Origin of the sequence: Cellulomonas sp. McL0617 (genome assembly GCF_049994875.1) — a bacterium.
Taxonomy (GTDB): Bacteria; Actinomycetota; Actinomycetes; order Actinomycetales; family Cellulomonadaceae; genus Cellulomonas.
Map to the genome: position 1 here is coordinate 2,673,575 of NZ_CP188256.1, position 17,040 is coordinate 2,690,614.

Consider the following 17,040-nt stretch of genomic DNA (forward strand, 5'->3'; position numbering starts at 1 on the left):
GAACTTCACCCATAAGGCCTAGCGGCGGCTCAGCCGACGGATCCCGCCACCCGCAGCACGGCGCGTTCGACGGCGAACCGCGGGTCCCGTCCCTCCCCCTTGACCTCGGCGTCGGCCTGCGCGACCGCCGAGATCGCACCGGCCAACCCCTCCGGCGTCCACCGTCGCAGGTCCGCCATCGCCCGGTCGGTCTGCCAGGGCGCCAGCCCGAGGTCCCGCAGGGCGCCGGCGCCACGCCCGCGGACCGCCGCGACCTTGGCCAGCACGCGGAGCTTGGCGGCGAGCGCGGCGACGATCGGGACGGGATCCACGCCGGTGGCCAGCGCGTGCCGGAGCAGCGCGACAGCCTGTCCCGCGTTGCCGGCGACGGCCGCGTCGGCCACCCGGAAGCCCGTCGCCTCGATCCGACCGCCGTAGTACCGCTCGACGACGTCCGCACCGATCAGGCCCGACGTGTCCGCGACGAGCTGAGCGCACGCCGCCGCGAGCTCGCGCAGGTCGCTGCCGACGGCGTCGACGAGGGCGCGCACGGCGGCGGCGTCCGCGCGTCGAGCCGCCCGGCGCAGCTCGGCCGTGACGAACGCGCTCTTGTCCGAGTCGGACTTGATCACGTCGCAGGACACGACGGGGACGCCCGTGGAGCGCAGCAGGTCGAGCAGCTTCTTGCCGCGGACTCCGCCCCCGTGCCGCAGGACGAGCACCACCCCGGGCGGCGGGGCCGCGACGTACGCCGTGACGTCCGCCAGCAGCTCGTCCGGCCCCTTCTCCAGGGCATCGACCACGAGCACCTTGTCCTCCGCGAAGAGCGACGGGCTGGCGACGACGCCGAGCGTCCCGACGACGTAGTCGGCGCCCTCGAGCCTGGTCACCTCGACCCCCGGGTCCGCTGCCCTGGCCAACGCGATCACCCGGTCGACGGCGCGGTCCGCCAGCAGCCCCTCGGCGCCGCTGACGAGCAGGACCGGGGCGAGCTCGACCGCGTCCCAGGAGACTCCGGCCGGTGCGGCAGGACGGCGGGTGGCGGGAGGCACGCGTACAGCCTGCCAGACGTCACCCACGCCGCCTCGCCACGAGCAGCCGAGCTGTGCACGCGCCGGCGACGGCCAGCAGGACGACGCCGAGGGTCCCCTGCTGCCACGCCAGCTGGGCGCCGGGCGCGGCAGCGGCGAGGCGGGCGACGGCGCCGACCCACCAGCAGGCCGCACCCGCCGGGAGGGCCAGCGCGTGCGCGGCCCAGGGGCAGACCGGTGCCAGGCAGCCGGCGGCCAGACCGAGCACCGTCGCCGGCGCGACGGCCGGGGCGACCAGGAGGTTGGCCGGGATCGCGTACACCGCCACGGTCGGCGTCGCGAGCAAGATCGCCGGTGCGCAGACGAGCTGGGCCGCGACCGGCAGCGCCAAGGCCTGCGCGGGGCCTCGACCGAGCCGACCCGACCAGCGCTGCGCGAGCGGGCCGCCGAGGAGCACGAGACCGCCCGTGGCCAGCACGGACAGCAGGAAGCCGAGCTCGCCGGCCAGCCACGGGTCGGTCACCAGCAGGACGACGACGGCGGCGCACAGGGCCGGCGGCGCACGGTGCGGGCGCCCGAGCAGCAACCCGGCCGCGGCCACCAGTCCCATGGCCGCCGCGCGGACCACGCTGGGCGACGGGTGCACCAGCACGACCATGGCCGCCATCGCCGCGACGACGAGGACCACGCGCGGTCCGCGCGGCAGCCGGGCCGCGGTCGCGAGCGTGAGCACGAGCACGGCGACGAGCGAGAAGTGCGCCCCCGAGACCGCCGTGACGTGCGTGAGCCCCGCGACCTTCATGTCGGCGACCAGGTCGACCGGCACCCCGCTCGTGTCGCCGACCGTCAGCCCGGGCAGGAGAGCGCGTGCGTCGCCGGGGAACCGGTCGGCGAGGTGGACGACCTCCCGCCGGACGCTGGTCGCGACCGAGTCCCAGCGCGCGGGGTCGGAGACGATCTCGGGGTCCGCGCTGGTGAGCAGCACCGCGACGACCCGTCCGCCGGGCTGACCCGGCTGCAGCCGACCCACCACCCGGACGCGGGCGCCGTAGGGCACGGTCGCCACGGCGGGCGGTCCGAGCACGAGGACCTGTCCGACGGCGCCCGACACGCGCCCGTGGGCCGCCGCACCGTCGACGGCGAGGGTGCACCGTGCTCGGGGCGGGGCGCCCGGCCACGCCGGCGGCAGGACGGCCGGTTCACCGACCACCCGGCCCGTCAGCACGCCCGTCGACTGCGCTGCCACCAGCCGGGGCAGCAGGCCGAGCGATCGGGCGTGCGTCTGGGCCGCACCCGCACCGAGGATCGCCGCGACGGCGAGGAACGCGAGCGCGACCGCCGCGCCGGGCCGGGCCCGTGCGGCCGAGGCACGTCCCCGGTGGCGCGATCGTGCGCTGGCGGCGATCGTTGCGCCGATGACGGCGACGAGGACGCAGCCACCTGCCGCGACGGCGGCAGTCCCGGGTGCCAGGCGGACGACGGCGAGCGCGGCCGGCCATGCGCCGAGCGCGGGCAGGGCGAGTCGCAGGTCGACCGTGACCGGCGGATCATGATCCCCGTCCGCGGACGGTGCCGGAGCCGGCGCGGGTTCCGGCGGACCGGGTCGCGCGGGCCCGGTCGCCCGGCGCACGCCAGGTGGCCCCGTCGTCACACGCGCACCAGGTCGCGGAGGCGGTCCAGGAGGGTCGGTCCGATGCCGCTCACATCGCCCAGCTCGTCGACCGAGGTGTACGGACCGTCGTCGCGGTGGGCGACGATGCGGGCCGCGAGCACGGGTCCGATGCCCGGGAGTGCGTCGAGGGCCGCAGCATCGGCGGTGTTCAGATCGACACGTTCGTCCGTCGGCTCAGCACTCGGACCGACGACCGGCACGGTCTGACCGGGCTGGGGCACGACGATCTGCTCGCCGTCGACCAGCAGCCGGGCCAGGTTCAGCCCGCCGACCTGGGCGTCGGCGGTCGGACCGCCTGCCGCCGTCACGGCGTCCACGACGCGGGACCCGGCCGGCAGGCGCACCACCCCCGGCGTACCCACAGCACCGACCACGTCGACGACCACGACGGTGTCCGCGCCCACGGACGGTGCCGTCGTCGGCGGGGGTGAGCCGTCGGGCACCGGGACCGGGAGCGCGACGGGCGCCCCCGGCGCGGCGGACGCGGCCCGGAGCGCGACACCGCCGGCGAGGAGGAGCACGGCGAGCCCTGCGACGCCCGCGAGCCGCCAGGACACCGACCACCGCAGTCGTCGGCGGGGGTGCCCGCCGTGCGCTCCGCCGTGCACGGCGGCGTAGGTCTGCGCGGCGTCGCGCAGCGCGGCGGACGACCGCGTGGGAGGTTCGGGCGCCCCGGGCCTGACCGGCCATGCCGGCGTCGGGCCGAGAGCCCCGAGCGCGACGCCGTCGACGGGCACCGATACCGGCGGCTCGACCGGCGCCGACCACGGGAGCGGGTCACCCGGCACCTGCGGCGCGACACCTTCCTGGGGCCGGCCCTCGACGACCGTGCGCGTCTCGGCCACCGCGAGTGATCGCCCGCTCGATCGGGCGACGTCCGGCACCCAGCCGGCCGCGCTCGTCGCCGACGTCGTGGTGCTCGTCACGGGCGTGGCGACGCTCGTTGCCGGGGTCGCCGTGCTCGTTGCCGTCGGTGCGCTCGTCGCGAGCGTCCCGGTGAGCGCGTCGAGGCGTCGACGAACCGTCCGGGTCAGCTCACGGTCTCGGCGCAGCACCTGGCGACCGTAGGTCGCGCGGACCGCGCTCGGACGCGTGCAGGCACGACGTGCCCGGGCCCGCCCACCGACCGGGTGCTGTGGTCGGCTCGGACGTGCTCAGGCGTCGGCGACGACGATGCCGAGCACGCCAGGCCCGGTGTGCGCGGCGAGCACAGCGCTCGACTCGCTCACGACGGCTTCGACGAGGCTGTCCCCGAGTGCGGCGACGAGCTCGTCGACGAGCGCCTGGGCGACGTCGGGCTGCTGGAGGTGGTGCACGGCGATGCGGGTGGCCGTCCGCGCCGAGGCGTCTGCCACGGCGAGCGCCACGAGCCGGTCGCGACCCGCGCGCCGCGTGCGGACCTTCTCGAGGAGCTCCACGCGACCGTCCGTGAGGGTGAGGATCGGGCGCAGCCCCAGGACGGCGCCGAGGGCCGCCGCAGGAGCGCTCAGGCGGCCCCCACGGCGCAGGTGGTCGAGCGAGTCGACCAGGAACCAGACGCGTGCGGACCCGGCCGTCCGGTGCGCGAGCGCGGCCACGTCGGCGGCCGTGTGCGCGACCGGGTCGGTCCGGTGCCGGTCCTGCCACCGGCTGCGCGCGACCGCCAGCCGGCCGGTCGGCCCGGGGGCGGGCTGCTGCGCGGCGAGCCGGGCAGCCTCGATGACCGCGAACCCGAGGACCATGCCGACGGCGCGCGAGTCGACGACCTGCACCGGCACCGGCGACGACGCCGCGGCGAGCCGAGCCGCGCGCACGGTGCCCGAGAGCTCCCCGGACAGGTGCACCGAGACGATCTCGTGCGCCCCGGCCGCGGCCGCGCGTTCGTAGGCGGCCGCGAACGCCGCCGGCGGGGGCTGCGAGGTGGTCACCCGGCGCGACCCCTGCCTGAGCGCGGCGAGCAGCTCGGCCGGGGACAGGTCGATGCCCTCCACGTGCTCGACACCGTCGACGATGACGTCGAGCGGCACGACCCCGATCCCCCAGCGCTCCGCGACCCCGGCAGGCAGGGACGCCGTCGAGTCGGTGACGACCGCGACCCGGGAGAGCGCCTGGCGGCTCAGACCGGCACCACGTTGACGAGCTTGGGCGCCCGGACGATGACGGTGCGGACGTCACGTCCGTCGAGTGCCCGCTGCACACCGACGTCGGCGAGGGCCAGGGCGCGCAGGTCGTCGTCGGACACGTCGACGGCCACCTCGAGGCGGCCACGCACCTTGCCCTGCACCTGCAGGATGCAGGTGACCCTCTCCTCGACCAGGTAGGAGGGGTCGGCGACGGGGAACGGCGCGTGCGCGAGCGAGGCGTCGTGACCCAGCCGCTGCCACAGCTCCTCGGCGACGTGCGGCGCGACCGGCGCCGCCATCAGCACGAGCGGCTCGACGGCGGCCCGCGGCGTCGTCGGCAACGTCGTGAGGTGGTTGTTCAGCACGATGAGCTTGGCGATCGCGGTGTTGACCCGCATGGCCGCGAGGTCGGAGGTGACGTCGGCGATCGTGCGGTGCAGTAGCCGGAGGGTCTCCTCCGCGGGCGCCTCATCGGTCACGACGACGGCACCCGTGCCCTCGTCGACGACGTTGCGCCAGAGGCGCTGCAGGAACCGCTGCGCCCCGACGACCGCACGCGTCTCCCACGGCCGCGACAGGTCCAGCGGACCCATCGACATCTCGTAGACGCGCAGGGTGTCGGCGCCGTACTCCGCGTACATGTCGTCGGGCGTCACGGCGTTCTTCAGCGACTTGCCCATCTTCCCGTACTCACGGTCGACGGGTTCGCCGTTCCACCGGAAGCCGTCCGGCGTCTCGACGACCTCCTCGGCGGGCACGTAGACGCCCCGCGCGTCGGTGTATGCGTACGCCTGGATGTAGCCCTGGTTGAACAGCGTGTGGAACGGCTCGCCGCTGGAGACGTGTCCCAGGTCGTGCAGGACCTTGTGCCAGAACCGGGCGTAGAGCAGGTGCAGGACGGCGTGCTCGACGCCCCCGACGTACAGGTCGACGCCGCCGATCGAGCCCGGCTTCTGCTCGCCGTGCCCCGGGCCCATCCAGTACGCCTCGAGCGCCGGGTCCACCAGCACCACGTCGCTCGTCGGGTCCAGGTAGCGCAGGTAGTACCAGCACGAGCCGGCCCAGTTGGGCATCGTGTTGGTGTCGCGACGATAGGTCTTCGGCCCGTCGCCGAGGTCGAGCGTGACGTTGACCCAGTCGTCGTTGCGACCCAGCGGCGGCTCGGGCGTCGAGTGCGCGTCGTCGGCGTCGAACGTGCGCGGCGCGTAGTCGGGCACGTCCGGCAGGTTGACGGGCAGAGCCGACTCGGGGACGGCCAGCGGCAGGTCGTGCTCGTCGTACACGATCGGGAACGGTTCGCCCCAGTAGCGCTGGCGGCTGAACAGCCAGTCGCGCAGGCGGTAGGTGACGGTGCCCTCGCCGACGCCGCGGGCGGCCAGCCAGTCCGTGATCGCGGCCTTGGCGTCCGGCACGGACAGCCCGTCCAGCGAGATCTCGTCGTTCGACGAGTTGATCGTCCGACCGTCGCCGGTGCGCGCGCCCGCGGGTGCGTCCGGCGGTGCGTCGACGGTGTAGACGACCGGCAGGTCGAACGCCTCGGCGAACGCGAAGTCGCGGACGTCGCCACCGGGGACGGCCATGATCGCGCCCGTGCCGTAGCCCAGGAGGACGTAGTCGGCCGTGAAGACGGGCAGCAGCTCGCCGTTCACGGGGTTGGTGGCCAGGTGTCCGGTGAACACACCGGTCTTCTTGCCGGCGTCGGCCTGACGTTCGATGGCGGACTTCGACGCCGCCTCGGCGCGGTAGGCCGCGACCGCGTCGACCGGGCTGCGGTGCCCGCCGGTCCAGGTGTCCTTGGTGCCGTCGGGCCAGGCCACGGGCACCTCGTCCAGCAGCGGGTGCTCCGGCGCGACGACGACGAAGGTCGCGCCGAACAGGGTGTCCGGCCGCGTCGTGAAGACCTCGACCTGCTCGCCGCCCTGCACCGCGAACCGGACGCGCGCACCGTTCGAGCGCCCGATCCAGTTGCGCTGCATGGCCTTGACCTTCTCGGGCCAGTCGATGTGCTCGAGGTCGTCCACCAGCCGGTCCGCGTAGGACGTGATCCGCATGTTCCACTGCCGCAGGCTGCGCTGGAACACCGGGAAGTTGCCGCGCTCGGAGCGTCCCTCGGAGGTGACCTCCTCGTTGGCCAGGACGGTGCCCAGGCCCGGGCACCAGTTCACGGGCGTCTCGGAGACGTACGCCAGGCGGTGCGTGTCCAGCACGCGCCGGCGCGCGACGGCGTCGAGGCCGGCCCACTGCGCGCCACGGGCCCCCGAGTCGTACTCGGCGACGAGCTCCGCGATCGGGCGCGCCCGGCCCGTGCCGCCGTCCTCGCGCGGCGCGTCCTCGTCGTACCAGGAGTCGAAGATCTGCAGGAAGATCCACTGCGTCCAGCGCACGTACCCGGGGTCGATCGTCGCGAACGAACGCCGCGAGTCGTGCCCCAGGCCCAGGCGACGCAGCTGGCGCTGCATGATCGCGATGTTCGCCTCGGTGCTGGTGCGGGGGTGCTCCCCCGTCTGCACCGCGTACTGCTCCGCGGGCAGGCCGAACGCGTCGAACCCGAGCGCGTGCAGCACGTTGTCGCCCTGCATCCGGCGGAACCGGCCCACCACGTCGGTGGCGATGTACCCCAGCGGGTGCCCGACGTGCAGGCCCGCGCCGGACGGGTACGGGAACATGTCCATGACGAAGAACGCCGGCTGCGCCGGGTCCGCGTTGCGACCCTCGCCGTCCGTCAGACTTCCCACCGGGTTCGCGGCGTAGAACGTGCCACGCGCCTCCCACGCGTCCTGCCAGCGGAGCTCGATCTCGCGCGCGAGAGCGGCCGTGTAGCGGAACGGGACGTCGTCGGACGTCGTAATGGCGATGGTGTCGGGGGCGTCCTGCGAGGTCACCGTCCGAGTTTACCGGGACGCGTTCGCCGGTCGGGTGCGGCGACCACGTCGGCCGTATGCTCCGGAGATGTCGGACAGCACGCCGTCGTCTGCCCCCGTCACCCCGACCGCGGACCTCGCCGCCCTCCGGGCCGCTGCCGCGCAGGCCGCCGCCGATGCTGCGGAGGCCAAGGCCCAGGCGGCCGCGGCGGCTCTGGCAGCGGCCGAGGCTGCGGCCGGCGCCGCTCCGGCGCCCGCCCCGCAACAGCCCGCGGACCTCTCCCCGCACGCCGCCGAGGTCCGCGCCGGCTACACGTTCCCCGGCCCGATGCTCACGATCGGCGCGCTGGTCGAGGACGACGTCGCGGTCGCCGGCGCCCCGGTCGGCATCCCCCTCGCGATGATGAACCGGCACGGCCTCGTCGCCGGCGCGACGGGCACCGGAAAGACGAAGACGCTGCAGGTGCTGGCGGAGGGGCTCTCGGCGGCCGGCGTGCCCGTGTTCGTCGCCGACGTCAAGGGGGACCTGTCCGGGCTGGCGGTTCCGGGCGTGCCGAGCGAGAAGATGCTCGCCCGCACGTCGAGCCTCGGGCAGGAGTGGGTGGCAACCGCGTCGCCGGTCGAGTTCCTCAGCCTCGGCGGCCTCGGCGAGGGCGCGCCCGTGCGCACCACGGTCACCGACTTCGGGCCGCTGCTGCTGGCCAAGGTGCTGGGGCTCAACGCCACGCAGGAGTCGAGCCTGGGCCTGATCATGCACTGGGCCGACACGCAGGGGTTGGCGCTGCTCGACCTCAAGGACCTGCAGGCGACGATCGCGTACCTGGTCAGCCCGGAGGGCAAGCCGCAGCTCGCGGGCATCGGCGGCCTGTCGGCGGCGACGGCGGGCGTGATCCTGCGCGAGATCGTGGGCCTGCAGGGGCAGGGGGCCGACGCCTTCTTCGGGGAGCCCGCGTTCGACGTGTCGGAGCTGCTGCGCACCGCCGCGGACGGTCGTGGCGTGATCAGCGCGCTCGAGCTGCCCGCGGTCCAGGACCGGCCCGCCCTGTTCTCCACGTTCCTCATGTGGCTGCTGGCCGAGCTGTTCCAGGCGCTGCCCGAGGTGGGCGACCCGGACAAGCCGAAGCTCGTGTTCTTCTTCGACGAGGCCCACCTGCTGTTCACGGGCGCCTCGAAGGACTTCCTCACCCAGGTCACGCAGACCGTCCGGCTCATCCGGTCGAAGGGCGTCGGGGTCTTCTTCGTCACCCAGAGCCCGAAGGATGTGCCCTCCGACGTCCTCGGCCAGCTGGGCAACCGCGTCCAGCACGCGCTGCGCGCGTTCACGCCCGACGACGCCAAGGCGCTGCGCGCGGCCGCCCGGACCTTCCCGACCTCGCCGTACGACCTCGAGCAGCTGCTCCAGTCGCTCGGTACCGGCGAGGCGGTGGTCACCGTGCAGTCCGAGCGCGGGACCCCGACACCCGTGGCCTGGACCCGGCTGCGAGCGCCCCAGTCGTCGATGGAGCCGATGGGCGCGGCGCAGCTGTCGTCGGCCGTCGCCGCCTCGCCTCTGTCCGGACGCTACGGCGCCGCCGTGGACCGCGAGTCCGCCTACGAGCTGCTCTCCGCCCGGGCCGCGGCCGCGCAGGCGCAGGAGGCCGAGGAGGAGGAGGAGCAGGAGGCGCAGGAGCGCGCCGACGAGGCCGAGAAGGAGGCGCGACGGCCGGCGCCGCAGCGATCGACCAGCCGCACCAGCCCGCTGGACAGCCTGCTCAGGTCAGCGGGAACTCAGCTCGGGCGTGAGATCACGCGCAGCCTCTTCGGCACCCGTCGGCGCTGAGGCGGCCGAGCCGGCGAACGACGGCGGCGCGCCGCGGCCCGCCGCGAGGACGACGACCAGGCCCATCGCGGTCAGTCCCGCACCGACCCACGCCGGCGCCAGATAGCCCATCCCGCCGGCGATCACGAGGCCACCGGTGAAGGCACCCGCGGCGTTGCCGAGGTTGAGCGCGGAGTGGCACAGGGCCGCCCCGAGCGACGGGGCCGCGGGCGACACGTCCATCAGCCGCGTCTGGAGCGAGAGCCCGAGCACCTGCGACGTCACGCCGAGCATCACCAGCGCGAGCACGGCGGGTACCGGGGAGGAACCGACCAGCGCGATGGTGACGAGCACGACGATCGTCGCGACCATGCTCCCGATCACGGTTCCGAGGACCGACCTGTCCGCCAGGCGACCGCCGACGACCGTGCCGATCGTCATGCCGATGCCGTAGAGCGCGAGCACCAGCGGGACGAGCCCGATGCTCAGGCCGGTGACCTCGGTGAGCAGCGGCTTGACGTAGGAGTAGACCGCGAACATGCCGCCGAACCCGATCGCACCGGCGCCGAACGCGATCCACATCCGGCGGTTGCGCAGCGCGGCGATCTCCGTGCGCGGCGTGGTGCCCGTGGCGACCGGCAGGGCCGGGGTCCAGGCCCACAGGGCGCCGAGCGTCACCAGCCCGAGGACGGCGACGCCGACGAACGACCAGCGCCAGCCGACCGTGTCGCCCACCACGGAGGTCAGCGGGACCCCGACGGCGCAGGCGATGGTCAGGCCGGCCATCATCGCGGCGACCGCCCGGCCCCGGCGTTCGATGCCGACGACGGCGACCCCCATCACGGCGCCGACCCCGAAGAACACGCCGTGCGGCAGGCCCGCGAGGAACCGGAACGCGACGAGCATCCCCATGCTCGCCGCCGCCGCGGACAGGACGTTGCCGACGACGAAGGCGGACATGAGCAGCAGCAGGAGGCGGCGTCGGTCCATCCGGGCGGCGAGCACCGCGATGGTGGGGGCGCCGACCACCACGCCGAGCGCGTAGGCCGTGATCGCGTGGCCGGCCGTCGGGATCGGCGCGCCGAGGTCCGTCGCGATCTCCGGGAGCATCCCCATGGTGGCGAACTCCGTCGTGCCGATGCAGAACCCACCGAGCGCGAGCGCGAAGAGCGCGGCGCGGGCACGTGCGGGTGACAGCACGGGTGTCCTCCGGGACGAATCGATTCGATAAGGCGGCGGAGGCGCTTCGTCGACAACTCCGGTGGATGCCGCAGAGCCTACGTCACGGCGCGGGGACGAGCCAGATCGCCCGGCCTGCGACCTCACCCAGGTCGACCGTCCGAGCACCACCGGGGCCCACGCGTATCGAGATGACGCCGGCGACGGCACGCCGCTCGACCACGATCACCGGGGCGTCCAGCACCAGGCCGACCGTCTCGACATAGCGCAGCAGCTCGGGATCGGCGTCGGAGATCCGGGCGACCGCCCACTCCCCCGGCGTCGTGTCCCACAGGAGGGTCGCGGGCGGCGCCTGGACCGCGCCGTCGGCGGCCGGGATCGGGTCGCCGTGCGGATCGCGCAGCGGATGCCCGAGCTGCGCCGAGACGCGCTCCACGAACACGTCCGAGACCGCGTGCTCGAGGATCTCGGCCTCGTCGTGCACCTCGTCCCAGCCGTACCCGAGCACCTCGACCAGGAACGTCTCGATGAGCCGGTGCCGGCGGACCACCGCGAGCGCGTGCCGTTCGCCCTCGGCCGTGAGCTCGACCGCGCCGTACGGCTCGTGCGTCACCAGCCCGTTGTCGGCCAGACGGCGGACGGTCTCGGAGACGGTGGACGGCCCGACACCCAACCGGGTGGCCAGCATCTTCGTCGTCACCGGTGCGGTCGACCACTCGAGCGCCGACCAGATCACCTTGAGGTAGTCCTGCGTGACGGCGCTCAGCTCGGGCGTGGTCGGCGTGCTCACCACCCCAGACTAGACAGCGCTACGGGTGCGGGACGGCGGGCACCGACGGGACCGGCGCGGCGAGCGGCCACCGCAGCCGCGGGAAGACGCTCGCGGTCGTGTCGGGCCGCACCTGGACGATCTGGTAGTCGACGAACAGCCGGGTGCTCGGGTTCCAGCGCAGCACGGTCATCTCCGCCACGCCGTTGAGCGGTCCGATGGTCGGCTTGCCCAGGGTCGCACCGGCGGTGCTCGAGCTGATGTAGCGGATGCCGTCGCCGATCTGCTCCGGTCCGTAGCGCTTGTGCAGGTGGCCCGAGATCTGCGCCGGCGAGCAGCCGCGGTCGAGCGTGTTCTCGCCGACGAACGGCGTGTGGATGAGGAGCAGGTCCACCCCGTCCTTCGCGGCGCACGCGGTCTTGGCCAGCCGCGCCGCCTCCTGCGCGGCCGTCTCCTTGGTCGCCTGCGCGGTGCCGCCCGCGCCGACGCGGGTCTCGTTCGGGTCCTTGTCGCCCAGGATCCGCATCCCGTCGACGGTCACCACCGACCCGTCCAGCACCTTCGCCCCGGCCCGCGCATACCGCTTCGACGTGTCGCTGGAGTCGTGGTTGCCCGGCGACGTGACGAGCTCGACGCCGTTCGGGATCGCGCGGGCGAACGTCGTGACGCAGTACTGCTCGACGGTCGTGCCGTTGAGCGTGTCGTCGCCCGCGTCGAGCACGAGCTGGGCGCCCGACCGCTTGACCAGCGTCGTGATCAGGGGCGCCATCCCGACGTTGCAGTGCAGGTCGGAGATGACGACGATCGTCAGCAGGTGGTCGTCCGACGGCACGGGCTCCTCGGACGGTGTCTCGGACGGACCGGACGGACCGGCCGTCCCGGAGGGTGTCGGCGCCTCCGACGACTCCAGCGGCTCCGACGATGCCAGCGGTTCCGACGATGCCAGCGGTTCCGACGATGCCGACGTCGACGGAGACGCCGACGCTGCGGCCTCGGCCCGCTCGGCCCGGGCGTCCTGCTCGTCGATCAATGCCTGACGCGTGTCCCACGCCACCTTCAGCGAGGCGTTCGCCTTCGCGTAGAACTCGTCGTTCTTGCGCAGCTCCGCGACCACCTGGCCGCCGTAGGTGTCGATCACACCGCCGAGGCGACCGGTGACCTCGGCGCCCTGCAGCGGCGTGCCGTCGAACACTGCCGAGGTCGGGCGCGAGGCGACCGGCTGCTCGTCGGCACCCACGCTCGACGTCAGCACGGTCGCCCCGACGAGGACCACGAGGCCGGCGGCGACCGCGGCGCGCCGGTGCTCCTCCGCCCGGGCCCGCAGCTCCTCCCACCGGGCCGACCCGACGAGCATCCGCAGCAGCCACCACGCGCCCACGAGCACGACGAACGCGCCACCGGTCCGCACGAGCGCATCGACGACGAGCGCGCGCGCCACGTCCTGCACGGTGGCCCGAGGACCGGAGAAGAACGCCAGGTACGACTGCAGGTCACCGCTGAGCGCCTCGAGCGTCTTGGCCTGGCTCAGCTGCGTGACGGATGCCGGGATCTCCTGCACCGTGACGCGCACGCCCAGGGTCAGGGGCAGGGGCGAGTTGATCAGCAGGGTACCCAGCGGGCCGAGGTCGATGGTGACCGTGTCGTCCGTCGTGACGTCGTAGCGCGCCTCGTGCGGACCCAGGCTGCTCTCGACGGAGGCCGTGGTGACGCCGAACACGAGCGCGACCAGCACCGCCCCGAGCGCGAGCAGGACACGCCGACCCCACCGGGGCTCAGAACGGCGCTCTGGACTCATCGCCTCCGAGCCTAGGCTCGTGGACCCGGCCTGGCTCCCAGGTCACCCGAGTGCGTCGCGCCAGGCCACCCACTGCTCGACGAGCGACAGGTCGTAGTCGGGACCGCCCGTGCCGACCGTGAAGAGCGTGACGCCGGCGGCGACGAGCGCGTCGGCGACCCGGGCGGGCGGCGCGCTGACGCCGACGGACCTCTCGACCAGGTTGGCCGTGTCGCGCCCGACAGCCGTGCCGTGCTCGTCGAGGATCGCGCTCTTGCGCGTCAGCGAGCCGACGTCACCGAACGAGTGCCACGCGTCCGCGTGCTCGGCCACGACGCGCAGCGTCTTGCGCTCGCCGCCGCCGCCGATGAGCACCGGGATGTCGCGCGTCGGCGCCGGGTTGGACGCGGCCCAGCGTGCCTTGATCCGCGGCAGCGCCTGGGCGAGGTCGGCGATCCGGGTTCCCGGCGTCCCGAACTCGTACCCGAACTCGTCGTAGTCCTTCTCGAACCAGCCCGCGCCGATCCCGAGGATCAGGCGCCCGCCGCTGATGTGGTCGACGGTCCGCGCCATGTCGGCGAGCAGCTCCGGGTTCCGGTAGGAGTTGCAGGTGACCAGGGCGCCGATCTGCACGCGGCTGGTCTGCTCGGCCCAGGCGCCCAGCATGGTCCAGCACTCGAAGTGCTTGCCGTCGGGTTCGCCGGAGAGCGGGAAGAAGTGGTCCCAGTTGAAGACGACGTCGACGCCGACGTCCTCCGCGCGACGCACGGCGTCGCGGACCTGGGCGTAGTCGGCGTGCTGCGGCTGGAGCTGGACTCCGATGCGGATGGGGTGCGTCATGGTTCGAGCCTACGTAACGGACAGCGGATGACCTCTTCTGGGGCGATGCTCGTGAGACCGACCCGAGGAGCGTCCCCATGGACATGAAGATCGAGCTCGTCCCCATCCCCGTCTCGAACCTGGACCGCGCCAAGGCGTTCTACGTGGACCAGGTCGGGTTTCACGACGACTACGACATCCCGGTGAACGAGAACCTCCGGTTCATCCAGCTCACCCCGCCCGGGTCGGCGTGCTCGATCGTGCTGGACCTGAACCTGACGCCGATGGCCGCCGGTGCGGTGCAGGGTCTGCAGGTGGTCGTCGACGACGCGGACGCGGTGCATGACCTCCTCGTCGCGAACGGCGTCGAGGCCGAACCGGTCGAGGACCTGCCGTGGGGTCGTTTCACCTACTTCGCCGACCCCGACGGCAACCGGTGGGCCGTGCAGCAGCTCCCCCCGCGCGAGTGAGATCGCGCCCCGGACGAGCGAGTCCGGGGTCGAGCACAGCAGCTCCCGGCCGCGAGGGCCGGAGCGTGGCGGCGCACGCCGGCCCGTCGTTCCTGGCACGCTCGGTCTCATGACGCCGAGACGCGTGGCCTGATGGGGAACGACGACGCGATCGTCCGCGCGTACCTGGTGCACCACACGGAGGCACTGATCGCGACGGAGCCCGGGCTGCGGTCGGGCGACGTCGACGCCGTGCACGACGCGCGGACGGCCACCCGACGCCTGCGCACCGCCCTGTCGGTCCACGGCGTGGGGGCCGAGCCGTTGCGCGCCGCCCTGCGCGACCTCGGGCACGCGCTCGGTGCCGCGCGGGATCCCGTCGTGGAGCTGCACGCGCTGCGCCGCACGATCGCGACCGAGCCGCCGGAGCTCGTGCGCGGTCCTGTCGTCCTGCGCATCGAGGAGGACCTCACCGCCGCCGAGCAGACCGGGCTGGACGCGCTCGGCAGCTGGCTGGGGTCGTCCTGGGCCGACCTGACGGCGTCGCTCGCCGCGCCGGACCCCGACGTCGCGGACGTGCGCACGGGTGCGCTGCGGGCGTGGCGGCGGCTGGACCGGGCGGTCGACGCGCTCGACGCGGCACCCGACGAGGAGCGCGACGAGGCGTTGCACGAGGTCCGCAAGGCCGCGCGACGCGCCCGCTACGCCAGCGAGGTGGCCGCCGAGTCCGTCGGTCGACCCGCGCTCAAGAGCGCCAAGCGCGCCCGCGCGGTGCAGGAGACGCTCGGCGACCAGCACGACGCCGTCGTGCGGCGCGAGACCCTGCGCCGGCTGAGCCTGCAGGCGTTCGCGGATGGCGAGGACACCTTCACCTACGGCCTCCTGCACGCCGCCGCCCAGCGGGCCGGCGACCAGGCCGAGCACGCCGCCCGGCCGCTCGTCGAGCGCGCGATCTCCCCGCGTCACCGGCGGTGGACCCGGTGAGCACCCGCCCGACGGCTGCGGTCAGACAGCCGCGCTGACCCGCACCACGTTGCGCCACGGGTCCTCGAACCGCAGGGTCTCGCCGTCGTGCGCGGTGGCGTAGCCGGCGGAGATCACCCGGTCCGCGAGCGCACCGAGGTCGTCGGCGGTCGGCACGGCGATCCGAACCTCGCCCAGCCCGAGGGCCGAGGCGCGCGGGCCCGCACCGGCGCTGTTCCACGTGTTCATGGCGAGGTGGTGGTGGTACCCGCCCGCCGAGACGAACAGCGCCCCGTGCCACTGCGCCGTCACGTCGAAGCCGAGCGCGTCGACGTAGAACGCCCGCGCCGACGGCACATCGCCGACGGACAGGTGGACGTGGCCGACCACCGCGTCGCCCGCGCCGGGCTCCTGGTCGGTGAGGTGCTCGCCCAGGAAGGCGTTCGGGTCGAGGCGCAGCGAGTCCATCTGGATCCGCCCCTCGGCGTCCCGGTTCCACAGCGTGCGGCTGCGGTCCCAGTAGAGCTCGACGCCGTTGCCCTCGGGGTCGGTGAGGTAGAACGCCAGGGAGACGAGGTGGTCGGCCGAGCCGACGTAGGACGTGGGCTCGCGCTGCGCGACGGAGGCGAGGGTGGCCGCGAGGCCGGCCTCGTCGTCGAAGAGGATCGCGGTGTGGAACAGGCCCGCCGCCCCGCGGACGGCCGGCGGCAGGTCCGGCGTGTGCTGGAGGATCACGAGCGGCGTCGTGCCACGGCCCAGGGTCACGGTCGCGGGTCCGGAGGTGAACCGGTCGCCGGGCTGGTCGAGCACGTCGAGCGCCAGCGCGTCGCGGTAGAAGCGCAGCTGCCGGTCCAGGTCGCCGACCAGCAGCGTCACCGCGTCCATCCCCGTGCCGGCCGCGATCGAGTCGTGGCCGTGCTGGGCGGTGAGCGGGACGGAGGCGCCCTGGCCGGGCGTGGGTGCGGTCGACATGGTCACCTCAATGGTTGACGCTACAACCTTTATTCCGGCTCTTGGCGATGGTTGTGCCCGAGGCTCTGCAGGAACCGGGGCCCGTCGGCGGCCAGCTCCGTCTCGTACCGCGGCGCCCACGAGCCGTACGGACGGCCCGCGAGCGCGTCGTTGGAGAACCGGGGGTCCGAGGTCAGCTCGGTGACGCAGAACGACGGGATGGTCAGGTCCGTGACCGGTCCCCCGCGCTCCACCTCGGCGACCACGAGCGGGGCGTTCGCACCGGCGAACGTGTCGATCACCCAGCCGTCCTCGCCGAGCCAGACCGAGTGCCGGGTCTTGGCCACGCGGGCACCACCGCGGCGGACCATCTCCAGACCGACCGAGACGTCCAGCTCGCGCTCGGCCTCGTACCGCGTGCCCTCGTTCATCGGGCCCTTGACGGTGATGGCGCACAGGTCGATGCGATCGGCGTACGCCTCCAGCAGGGCCAGCTCGTCGAGGGCCGGCGTGAGCACGAGCCCCGTCACCGAGCTGGCCTGGACGCGGACCCGGATCGCGTAGCCCTCGTCGGCCAGGAAGTAGCTCTGCACGATCAGGGCCGGCGAGGCGTCGAGCAGCTCGCGCGGCAGGTCGCGCACCCAGAACCGCCGCTCGAACTCGAAGTCGCCGTAGCCGGTGTCGCTCACGTTC

At 74.0% G+C, this 17,040-nt stretch carries 14 protein-coding genes; 3 read left to right on the forward strand and 11 right to left on the reverse strand.

Annotation, left to right across the window (positions count from 1 at the left end; genetic code table 11):
- Positions 1-29: 29 nt before the first annotated feature.
- The 5 genes from holA to leuS all read right to left on the reverse strand — a co-directional run bounded on the left by holA (position 30) and on the right by leuS (position 7,666).
- Entirely contained in the window at positions 30-1,031 is a 1,002-nt protein-coding gene (gene holA, locus ACPPVS_RS12165) for a DNA polymerase III subunit delta (protein ID WP_426592525.1), read from the reverse strand.
- A 19-nt stretch (positions 1,032-1,050) separates the two neighbouring features.
- Positions 1,051-2,640: a ComEC/Rec2 family competence protein gene (locus ACPPVS_RS12170; RefSeq protein WP_426592526.1), complete on the reverse strand. Its 1,590-nt coding sequence runs from the start codon at positions 2,638-2,640 to the stop codon at positions 1,051-1,053.
- A gap of 17 nt (positions 2,641-2,657) precedes the next feature.
- On the reverse strand, positions 2,658-3,737 hold the full coding sequence (locus tag ACPPVS_RS12175; protein WP_426592527.1) for a helix-hairpin-helix domain-containing protein: 1,080 nt from the start codon (positions 3,735-3,737) through the stop codon (positions 2,658-2,660).
- A 99-nt stretch (positions 3,738-3,836) separates the two neighbouring features.
- On the reverse strand, positions 3,837-4,781 hold the full coding sequence (locus tag ACPPVS_RS12180) for a DegV family protein (protein ID WP_426595963.1): 945 nt from the start codon (positions 4,779-4,781) through the stop codon (positions 3,837-3,839).
- Positions 4,778-7,666 carry a leucine--tRNA ligase gene (leuS, locus tag ACPPVS_RS12185; RefSeq protein WP_426592528.1) on the reverse strand — a complete coding sequence of 963 codons (2,889 nt, stop codon included), beginning with the start codon at positions 7,664-7,666 and terminating at the stop codon, positions 4,778-4,780. The genes ACPPVS_RS12180 and leuS overlap by 4 nt, the downstream gene beginning before the upstream one ends.
- Before the next feature lie 67 nt (positions 7,667-7,733).
- On the opposite strand from leuS, the gene ACPPVS_RS12190 reads away from it, so the two are divergent.
- A complete protein-coding gene (locus ACPPVS_RS12190) occupies positions 7,734-9,464 on the forward strand; it encodes a helicase HerA-like domain-containing protein (protein ID WP_426592529.1) in 1,731 nt (576 codons plus the stop codon).
- Here the strand turns inward: ACPPVS_RS12190 and ACPPVS_RS12195 are convergent.
- The 4 genes from ACPPVS_RS12195 to ACPPVS_RS12210 form a co-directional block, all read right to left on the reverse strand.
- Positions 9,402-10,643 carry an MFS transporter gene (locus tag ACPPVS_RS12195; protein ID WP_426592530.1) on the reverse strand — a complete coding sequence of 414 codons (1,242 nt, stop codon included), beginning with the start codon at positions 10,641-10,643 and terminating at the stop codon, positions 9,402-9,404. The two genes, ACPPVS_RS12190 and ACPPVS_RS12195, sit on opposite strands and share 63 nt — an antisense overlap.
- An 82-nt stretch (positions 10,644-10,725) precedes the next feature.
- Positions 10,726-11,412, reverse strand: coding sequence for a metal-dependent transcriptional regulator (locus ACPPVS_RS12200; protein WP_426592531.1), 687 nt, complete (start codon positions 11,410-11,412; stop codon positions 10,726-10,728).
- A 19-nt stretch (positions 11,413-11,431) separates the two neighbouring features.
- A complete protein-coding gene (locus ACPPVS_RS12205; RefSeq protein WP_426592532.1) occupies positions 11,432-13,186 on the reverse strand; it encodes a metallophosphoesterase family protein in 1,755 nt (584 codons plus the stop codon).
- A gap of 42 nt (positions 13,187-13,228) precedes the next feature.
- Positions 13,229-14,005, reverse strand: coding sequence for an LLM class F420-dependent oxidoreductase (locus tag ACPPVS_RS12210; RefSeq protein WP_426592533.1), 777 nt, complete (start codon positions 14,003-14,005; stop codon positions 13,229-13,231).
- Positions 14,006-14,082: 77 nt separating this feature from the next.
- Here ACPPVS_RS12210 and ACPPVS_RS12215 point away from each other — a divergent pair, with 77 nt between their 5' ends.
- Positions 14,083-14,454 carry a VOC family protein gene (locus tag ACPPVS_RS12215; RefSeq protein WP_426592534.1) on the forward strand — a complete coding sequence of 124 codons (372 nt, stop codon included), beginning with the start codon at positions 14,083-14,085 and terminating at the stop codon, positions 14,452-14,454.
- A 132-nt stretch (positions 14,455-14,586) separates the two neighbouring features.
- A complete protein-coding gene (locus tag ACPPVS_RS12220; protein ID WP_426592535.1) occupies positions 14,587-15,417 on the forward strand; it encodes a CHAD domain-containing protein in 831 nt (276 codons plus the stop codon).
- Between the two features lie 21 nt (positions 15,418-15,438).
- Here the strand turns inward: ACPPVS_RS12220 and ACPPVS_RS12225 are convergent, their stop codons facing one another.
- Both ACPPVS_RS12225 and ACPPVS_RS12230 read right to left on the reverse strand, forming a co-directional pair.
- The gene (locus tag ACPPVS_RS12225) at positions 15,439-16,368 is read right to left on the reverse strand and encodes a VOC family protein (RefSeq protein ID WP_426592536.1); all 930 of its coding nucleotides are present in this window, start codon (positions 16,366-16,368) and stop codon (positions 15,439-15,441) included.
- A 29-nt stretch (positions 16,369-16,397) separates the two neighbouring features.
- A complete protein-coding gene (locus ACPPVS_RS12230) occupies positions 16,398-17,036 on the reverse strand; it encodes a hypothetical protein (RefSeq protein ID WP_426592537.1) in 639 nt (212 codons plus the stop codon).
- Positions 17,037-17,040 lie beyond the last annotated feature (4 nt).

Excerpts from the sequence above, each read along its gene's own strand:
- ACPPVS_RS12190 (WP_426592529.1), top strand. The coding sequence starts at position 7,734 with ATGTCGGACAGCACGCCGTCGTCTGCCCCCGTCACCCCGACCGCGGAC.
- ACPPVS_RS12225 (WP_426592536.1), bottom strand. The coding sequence starts at position 16,368 with ATGTCGACCGCACCCACGCCCGGCCAGGGCGCCTCCGTCCCGCTCACC.
- ACPPVS_RS12220 (WP_426592535.1), top strand. The coding sequence starts at position 14,587 with ATGGGGAACGACGACGCGATCGTCCGCGCGTACCTGGTGCACCACACG.
- ACPPVS_RS12215 (WP_426592534.1), top strand. The coding sequence starts at position 14,083 with ATGGACATGAAGATCGAGCTCGTCCCCATCCCCGTCTCGAACCTGGAC.
- ACPPVS_RS12205 (WP_426592532.1), bottom strand. The coding sequence starts at position 13,186 with ATGAGTCCAGAGCGCCGTTCTGAGCCCCGGTGGGGTCGGCGTGTCCTG.
- ACPPVS_RS12210 (WP_426592533.1), bottom strand. The coding sequence starts at position 14,005 with ATGACGCACCCCATCCGCATCGGAGTCCAGCTCCAGCCGCAGCACGCC.